The organism is Dietzia sp. CQ4 (assembly GCF_014145125.1).
In the GTDB taxonomy this organism is placed as follows: Bacteria; Actinomycetota; Actinomycetes; order Mycobacteriales; family Mycobacteriaceae; genus Dietzia; species Dietzia natronolimnaea.
In genome coordinates this window covers 1-2,013 of sequence record NZ_JAALDZ010000399.1, presented here as the reverse complement: position 1 = coordinate 2,013, position 2,013 = coordinate 1, and the positions used below count along the sequence as shown (strand labels likewise).

At 72.0% G+C, this 2,013-nt stretch carries 2 protein-coding genes; both read right to left on the bottom strand.

From position 1 onward, the window contains the following. The coding region (locus G6031_RS17720; RefSeq protein ID WP_347238525.1) for an NDP-sugar synthase at positions 1 to 887 on the bottom strand (887 nt) is incomplete at its 3' end. Positions 888 to 968: 81 nt separating this feature from the next. Next, positions 969 to 1,847 carry a glycosyltransferase gene (locus tag G6031_RS17715; protein ID WP_182653977.1) on the bottom strand — a complete coding sequence of 293 codons (879 nt, stop codon included), beginning with the start codon at positions 1,845 to 1,847 and terminating at the stop codon, positions 969 to 971. Positions 1,848 to 2,013 lie beyond the last annotated feature (166 nt).

The window sequence follows — 2,013 nt, the reverse complement described above, 5'->3', positions numbered from 1 at the left end:
AGTCGGGCGCCGGCGCCGATCTCGGCGCCGCGACCGACCACGGTCCCCCCGATGAGGACCGCCCCGGCGCCGACCCCCGCGCCGTCGTGGACGAGCGCCTCGCCGTGGTGGCTCTCGAGTGCGGGCGACGGCGCGATGCCGCGCACCAGGTCGGAGGACCCGCGGACGAAGTCCTCGGGCGTGCCCATGTCCCGCCAGTACGCCGAGTCGACGAAGCCGTAGACCCGCCTGCCCTCGGCGAGCAGCTGCGGGAAGGTCTCGCGCTCCACCGAGACGGGGACGCCCTCGGGGATCTGAGCGATCAGTTCACGCCGGAAGACGTAGCAACCGGCGTTGATCTGATCGGTCGGCGGGTCCTGCGTCTTCTCCAGGAACTCCAGGACCCGGCCGTCCTCATCGGTCGGCACACAGCCGAACGCACGGGGATCGGAGACCCGCACCAGGTGCATGGTCAGATCCGCGCTCTTGGCGTGGTGGAGATCGAGGATCCGGGTGAGATCGGTTCCGCCCAGCACGTCGCCGTTGAACACCATGATCGTCGAGGCGGTGAGCTCGTCCAGGACGTTGCGGATGCCGCCGCCCGTGCCCAGCGGCTCGGTCTCCACCACGTACGTCAGTTCCAGATCGAGGTCGGACCCGTCCCCGAAGTGCTCCTCGAACACCTCCGCCTTGAACGACGTGCCCAGCACCACGCGCCGGATGCCCGCCGCCCGGATCCGCGAGAGCAGATGGGTGAGGAAGGGCAGACCGGCCGTGGGCAACATGGGCTTGGGCGCCGAGATGGTCAGCGGCCGCAGGCGGGTCCCCTTGCCGCCCACCAGGACCACCGCCTCGGTGTCGGCGATCAGATCGCGCGGCTCGGCGCTGGAGGGGGTCGTCGAGGTCACAGTCCTACTCCCGATGTCGTGGGGCCCCGGCCGCGCGCTCGCGCGGCCCACACGGGCCGGTGGATGGTCTCGTCCGGCGCGTCAGCGAAGATCGCGCCGGGCGGACCGGATCGCGAGGCGGCACCGTAGTTCCAGACCCGCCCTCAGCGCCCAGCGTATCGGTGCCTGCCACGCGGCCGGATGCCTGTCCGCCTGGAACAGGTAGGCGCTGTTGTGGTGTGCCCGGAGGGTGAACTCCGGCACGGTCCTGGCCGCGTGTCCCTGGTCGTGGTGGATCACCGACGACGGCACGTAGACGCTCTGCCACCCGGCCCGGCCGAGCCGGTCCCCCAGGTCCACGTCCTCCAGGTACATGAAGTACCTCTCGTCGAACCCGCCGAGCGCGTCGAACGCCTCACGTCGCAGCAGCAGGCACGACCCGGACAACCACCCCGCGGTCCGTTCGGACTCCATGTCGGAGTCGTCGAGGTAGTGGGCGGTCCACGGGTTGCCCGGCCACACCGGACCCAGCAGGGCGTGGCCGATACCGGCGCCGAGCCGCGGCACGGCGCGGGCCGAGGGGTACACCGAACCGTCGGTCTCCGCGATCCTCGGGCCGAACGCCGCCGCCCTGGGCCACCGGTGGGCGGCGGCGAGCAGCGCGTCCACGGAACCCGGCTCGAACCACACATCCGGGTTGACGACCAGCACGAACTCCTGGTCGAACTCCTCTGGGCGCCGGGCGATCTCGGTGACGGCACGGTTGATGGCGGTCCCGTACCCCAGGTTCCCGCCCGTGGGGAAGAACTCGGCGAAGTCGTGCGCGGCCGCCGCCGCCTCGGGCGCGCCGTCGGTGGAGCCGTTGTCCGCCATCACCAACCCCACCGGCCGCGTCGTGGACCCGGGCAGGGTCTCGACGAAGTGGCGGAGGTGGTCGCCGGGAGAATAGGTCACCGTCACGACGGGCAGTCGGGTCGTCACGCGCAACACCCTACGACGCCGCACGCCGATTCCGACGCCCGGCGCGCGGCGCGGTACCGTGGGGTCATCATCGGCGGCCTCGCGCGGCCCCCGTGCCGCACCGACGGCACCGCCCCGCGGGCCGGTCACTCCTCTCACGAGAGCGGACCGACCGCCCCGATTCGAC